General features: G+C 73.5%; 7 protein-coding genes. 1 reads left to right on the forward strand and 6 read right to left on the reverse strand.

Annotation, left to right across the window (positions count from 1 at the left end; translation table 11 throughout):
• The 5 genes from GL263_RS21080 to GL263_RS21100 all read right to left on the reverse strand — a co-directional run.
• The coding region (locus GL263_RS21080; protein WP_323379502.1) for a DUF4389 domain-containing protein at positions 1–447 on the reverse strand (447 nt) is incomplete at its 3' end.
• A gap of 4 nt (positions 448–451) precedes the next feature.
• Positions 452–1,177 (reverse strand): VOC family protein, encoded by a 726-nt coding sequence (locus GL263_RS29095; RefSeq protein ID WP_323379503.1) that lies wholly within the window; start codon positions 1,175–1,177, stop codon positions 452–454.
• Between the two features lie 10 nt (positions 1,178–1,187).
• The gene (locus tag GL263_RS21090; protein WP_182857308.1) at positions 1,188–1,916 is read right to left on the reverse strand and encodes a CPBP family intramembrane glutamic endopeptidase; all 729 of its coding nucleotides are present in this window, start codon (positions 1,914–1,916) and stop codon (positions 1,188–1,190) included.
• A gap of 165 nt (positions 1,917–2,081) precedes the next feature.
• Positions 2,082–2,522: an SPW repeat protein gene (locus tag GL263_RS21095; RefSeq protein WP_182857309.1), complete on the reverse strand. Its 441-nt coding sequence runs from the start codon at positions 2,520–2,522 to the stop codon at positions 2,082–2,084.
• Between the two features lie 123 nt (positions 2,523–2,645).
• Complete coding sequence (locus GL263_RS21100) at positions 2,646–3,911, reverse strand: serine hydrolase domain-containing protein (protein WP_182857310.1); 1,266 nt, start codon at positions 3,909–3,911, stop codon at positions 2,646–2,648.
• Positions 3,912–4,047: 136 nt separating this feature from the next.
• Here GL263_RS21100 and GL263_RS21105 point away from each other — a divergent pair, with 136 nt between their 5' ends.
• Positions 4,048–4,416 (forward strand): arsenate reductase family protein, encoded by a 369-nt coding sequence (locus GL263_RS21105; RefSeq protein WP_182857311.1) that lies wholly within the window; start codon positions 4,048–4,050, stop codon positions 4,414–4,416.
• A 28-nt stretch (positions 4,417–4,444) separates the two neighbouring features.
• Here GL263_RS21105 and GL263_RS21110 read toward each other — a convergent pair.
• On the reverse strand, positions 4,445–5,129 hold a 685-nt coding region (locus tag GL263_RS21110), incomplete at its 5' end, for a polysaccharide deacetylase family protein (RefSeq protein WP_182857312.1).

Below are 5,129 nucleotides of genomic sequence, written 5' to 3' on the forward strand. Positions count from 1 at the left end.
GCCCGAGCCCCACCCCCAGCTGCCGCCGGTGAAGGCCGCGACCACCAAGTAGTGGGGAAGCGCCAGCAGCCACCACTTGACCAAGACCAGCCCCCGGGACAGCCGCTCCGGGTGGTCGACGTGGACACGCAGCGCGTAGTCCGGCACGTCCTTCAGGGTGAACGGGGGGTAGCGGTCGGTGCCCAGCACCGTCCACGCGTAGAAGACCACCCGCCACGTCCAGCGCAGCACCCCCACGTTGAAGTCGAAGATCCCCCGCGGGTAGCGGGCCGTGAAGAGGATCGCGAAGAACGCCACGAGGGTCAGGACCCAGAAGGCGATCCAGAGGAAGACCAGCACGATGTAGTGCGGAATGGCCAGGAACCACTTCACCAGCCACATCCAGCGCGTCAGCCGGGGATCGACCTCGGCCTCGACACGCAGGGGGTACGGAGCGACGGGATTCACGCGGTCACCACCTCCGGAGGATCGCGCCCCCACGGCCGGGGATCCCAGGATCGGCCGTCCGGCCCGCCCACGCCCCCGGAGCAGGGCCGGACGGAGGACGGCGCCGCGCCGCAGCACTCGCCGAAGTCGGAGTGGACCACCATTCCCCCACGGGCCATGCGGCCACCCCCGGGGCGCGGAAGGCGGACGCCGGGAAGGGAGCTCCGGGGTGTATGTACGGGAACCGGTAGTGAGAGGTGTTGGGGTCCTGCATGACCCCGGCGTAGTGGTCGACGCCCTCGGTGTCGAGCACGTGGAGCAGCCGGGCGCCGGCCTCCTGGAGGCGGGTTGCCTCGGCGTCCACCTGGCGGCGGCGCTCCGCGAGCGGGACGGCCCGGCCGGCCGTCACCCGCAGGTCGAGGTGGAGGCGGTTCTTCCCGGCCTTCGGCTCCGGCACCTGCTGGAACCAGAGCCGGGGGCCCACGCCCGCGGGGTCGACGACGGAGTCGGTCACGTCCGCCTCCTCGGGCAGTTCGTCGTCGGGCACGCCGATGTGGCGGTAGCAGGACCGCCAGTCGGGGAAGCCGTCCGGCGGAGGCGCCGGGACGTAGCCGAGCGCTTCCGCCCAGAAGGCGACCAGCCGAGTGGGGTCCGCGCAGTCGACGGTCACCTGTAGCCGTGTTGCCCTCGCCACCTCCGAGGCTCCGGGGTCCGGCTCCCCGGCCTGCCGCACGTCACCGTCAGCGGCCATGCCCGGGGCGCTACTGCCGGCGGGCCCGGTTCACGGCCCAAGCGGCGAGGTAGCCGAGGGAGTTGAGTGCGGTGTGGAGCAGTGCCGGGGCCAGGAGGCTGCCGCTGCGGGCACGGGAGGCGGCGAAGAGCGCGCCGCCGGCGGAGGTGGTCACCACCGCGCCGAGCGCGGCGTTGGCGCGGCGGGCGCCGGTTCCGGCGGCGGAGGCGGAGGCGAGCGCGGGGTTGGCGGCGACCAGATCGGCCGAGGGGAGGACGTGCCACAGGCCGAACAGCAGGACGGGCAGTACCCGGCCGGCGTGCTCGCCGAACGCGTCGGAGAGGAGAACGGGCAGGACCGAGCGGAACGCGATCTCCTCCGGCAGCACCGTGCCCAGCGGTACGTCCAGGAGAGACTGCCGGACCAGGCCGGGCAGGTCGGGGGCGGCGCGCCGGTCGGCGAAGAGCGGCCTCGTGGCGGGCAGCAGGGCGCCGGCGGTGTAGAGGAAGGCGACGCCCGCCGCGGCGGTTCCGCCGAGCCGGGCGCCGGCGGCCAGCCGGTCGCGGCCGAGGCCCAGCGTCGACCAGCCGTGGCCGCGGGCCCGGGCCAGGGCGGCCAGCGCGGTGGCGGATGCGAGGGTGACGGGCACGGAGGAGCGGGGCGCGACCCGGTTGGCGACGACGTTCGTGGCGGCCAGCAGCGTCAGCGCGCCCGCCGCCGTACGCCGTGCGCCGGGGCGGCGCGCGGGCGCCGGCCTCACCGGGGAGGCGTGCGGGGGGCGGCCGGGCACGGAGGTGCGCGCCGCCCCCGGGGCTGGAGTGTCGACGGGGCGGCGCGCGTTGGACCGTGTGTCTTGCTTGCCCTGCTCTTCCACATCACTTCCTTCGCGGCTGTCAGACGCCTCGGGCATTCGGGACGTCGCGGGTCAGGCGCGCTTCTTCACCCGCATCGCCGTGGCCGCGCAGGCCAGGCCCATGCAGAAGACGACAGCACCGACGACGACGTTGTTCCAGATGACTCCGGCATCGGGGTTGGTACCGGCGATCCACGAGGAGACCACCAGCCAGGCGCCGATGGCGCACATCGCCCAACTGAGCCCGTACATGCGCTCAGGGGCCATGGTGAAACCAAGAGCCATCACGGCTATGGCGCCACCGATAATGAGGTTGTGCACGGTCAACGCCGGTTGGTTGGCGGTGAAGTGCACGATCCACGGGGAGCACGCGAGGTAGAGACCGGCGAGGAACACCGGGCCGTCCACCAGCGCGACGTCCCTGCCGCCCAGTACTCGGTCGTACCGGGCCCGCATCTCCATGGCGTCCGGGTGACCTGTGAGGTCACTGCGGGCGTGCGAGATATCGGCCATGCGATTCGCCCCCTTGGGACAGAGGAAACACAAGCCTGACCGCACTCTCATTCTGCCGCGTGAACGCGCAAAGCGGAAGTTGTGGGACAAAGCTACCGCCGAGTTGGGAAGGTCAACCGCCTGTCAACCCCCGTGCGGGGCGGAGGAGGCGCCGGCTCCGCGGGCGCACAGGGCGCGGTCGATCACCTTCTGGAGCGCCTCCTCCTGCCGGAAGACCGCCGTGTCGTCGTACCGCTTGCCGCTGGTGACGAGGGAGATCCCGGAGCGGCCGTCGGCGGTGAAGGAGTTCCGGAAGGCCGTGCCCTCCAGGTCACCGCCGTGGTTCCAGCGCACGCCGCCGCACGGCAGGTCCTGCGACATGACGCCCAGTCCGTAGCGGGCGCCCGGCCACACCTCCTGGTACATCGCGGGCATCGGCACCGTGCGCAGCATCGCCCGCTGCTCGGCCGGTCGCAGCAGTTCGCCGGCCAGCAGCGCGGTGAAGAAGCGGTGCACGTCGCGGTGGCTGCTGACCAGTTCGCCGGCGGCGTCCGCCCAGGTGACGTCCCGGACGGTGGTGTCGGTGTAGCCGTCGGCGTCCTCGAAGCGGTGGTAGGTGCGGGCGTGCGGGCCGCGCAGCCACGGCGAGCCGCCGGGGGCGTGGGTGTCGGCGAGCCGCAGCGGGCGGAGGATCCGGCGTTCCAGTTCCACCCGCCAGTTGTTGCCGGTCACGGCCCTGATGACCATGCCGGCGAGCACGAAGTTGGTGTTGGAGTACTCCCAGTCGGGTGCCGGGTCGTCCTTGTGGGCGGGTGGGAAGCTCGGACGGTGCCGCATGGCGAGCGCCACCAGCTGCTCGGGGGTGTGGCGGCGGAAGCGGTGGCGTTCGAAGGACGCGGCGCTTTCCCCGTCCTCCAGGCTGTCGGTGTAGTTGTGGATGCCGCTGGTGTTCTGGAGCAGGTTGCGCACGGTGACGGCGTTGCCGTTGTTGCCGTTGCCGCGCACCACGCCGGGCAGCCAGCGCTCGACCGGGTCGTCGAGCGACAGCCGCCCCTCGCCGACGAGTTGGAGCAGGGTGACGGAGACGAAGGTCTTGGTGGTGCTGGCGATGCGGAACGTCGTGCGGGCCGGCACGGGTGCGCCGGTGCGCAGGTCGGCGACGCCGGCGCGGGCCCCGGTCGGGCGGCCGTCGACGCGGAGTTCCCCGGCGAGGCTGACGAAGTCCGCCTCGCGGAGGGCCGCGGACACGTCGGCCTGGAACGCGGACCGGTCGGTGTCCGCACGCGCGGGTGCGGGTGCGGGGGCGGCAGGAGCGGCGAGTGCTGTCGCCGCCTGCGCGGGGGTGAGTGTGAGCACGGTGGTGAGCGCGGCTGCCGCCGCCGTGGCACGGGTGGTCCGGGTGAGGCGCATCAGGGTTCCCCTCGGCGTGTGGTCGGTCACCGACAGCCTGGTCGGCGGCCGCCGCCGGGCCTATCCGGCGGGCCACCCACCTCGCCGGCGGGCCGGCACCCGGGCCGGGGGTGGGGCTGGCGCTACCGTGGTCGGCATGGAGATCTGGATCAATCCCGCGTGCTCGAAGTGCCGTGGCGCGGTGCGGCTGCTGGACGAGGAGGGCGCCGAGTACACCGTGCGGCGCTATCTGGACGACCCGCCGAGCGCGGACGAACTGCGCGACGTGCTCGGCCGGTTGGGCCTGGAACCGTGGGACATCACCCGCACCGGCGAACAGGTCGCGAAGGAGCTGGGCATCGGCCGGTGGCCGAAGGAGCCCGCCGAGCGGGAGCGCTGGATCGCCGCGCTGGCCGAGCATCCGCGGCTGATCCAGCGTCCCCTCATCACCGCCGACGACGGCACCGCCGTGGTCGGCCGGAGCGACGAGGCCGTGCGGGAGGCGCTGGCCAGGAGCGCCGGCTGACGCCGGGCGAGCCTGGGCGCCGGGGCCGTCAGGCCGGGGCCGGGTCGGTGAGCGGTACCGGGGTGTAGCCCCGGTCGATCAGCCGTGGCAGGTAGTGGGCGAGGGCGTCGACCGTCTGGGAGCGGTCGCCGCCCCCGTCGTGGGCGAGTACCACGGCGCCGGGGCGGGCGCCGTCCAGGACCCGTGAGCGGATCGTGCGGCTGCCCGGTTCCTTCCAGTCGAGGGTGTCGATCGACCAGCCCATCGGCTCCATGCCCAGCTCCGCGCAGACCCGTAGCGAGGGCCCGTGCCAGGCGCCGTAGGGCGCGCGTGCGAAGCGCGGTGGTGCGCCGAGGGCGCGTTCGATCAGGTCGCAGGTGCGGCCGAGTTCGCGGCGGACCCGCCAGGTGGGGATGAGGTTCAGCTGGGGGTGGCTCCAGGAGTGGTTGGCGATCAGATGGCCGTCGGCGTTGATGGCCTTGATGAGGTCGGGGTTCCAGGCGGCGTTCTCGCCGATGATGAAAAACGTGGCGGGTGCCTGGTAGCGGCGTAGGACGCGCAGCACGGCGGGCGTGTGCACGGGGTGCGGGCCGTCGTCGAAGGTGAGGGCGATGTGGCGTGCCGAGCCGGGCAGGGTCAGGTGCGCGGCGGTGCGGACGGTGGCGGGGCCGGGCCGGCCGGGGTGTCGCAGCGGGGGTGTGGCGGTGCCGGCGAGTGGGCGGAGTCGGTAGGGC

This window comes from Streptomyces durbertensis (genome assembly GCF_014156695.1).
Lineage (GTDB): Bacteria > Actinomycetota > Actinomycetes > Streptomycetales > Streptomycetaceae > Streptomyces > Streptomyces durbertensis.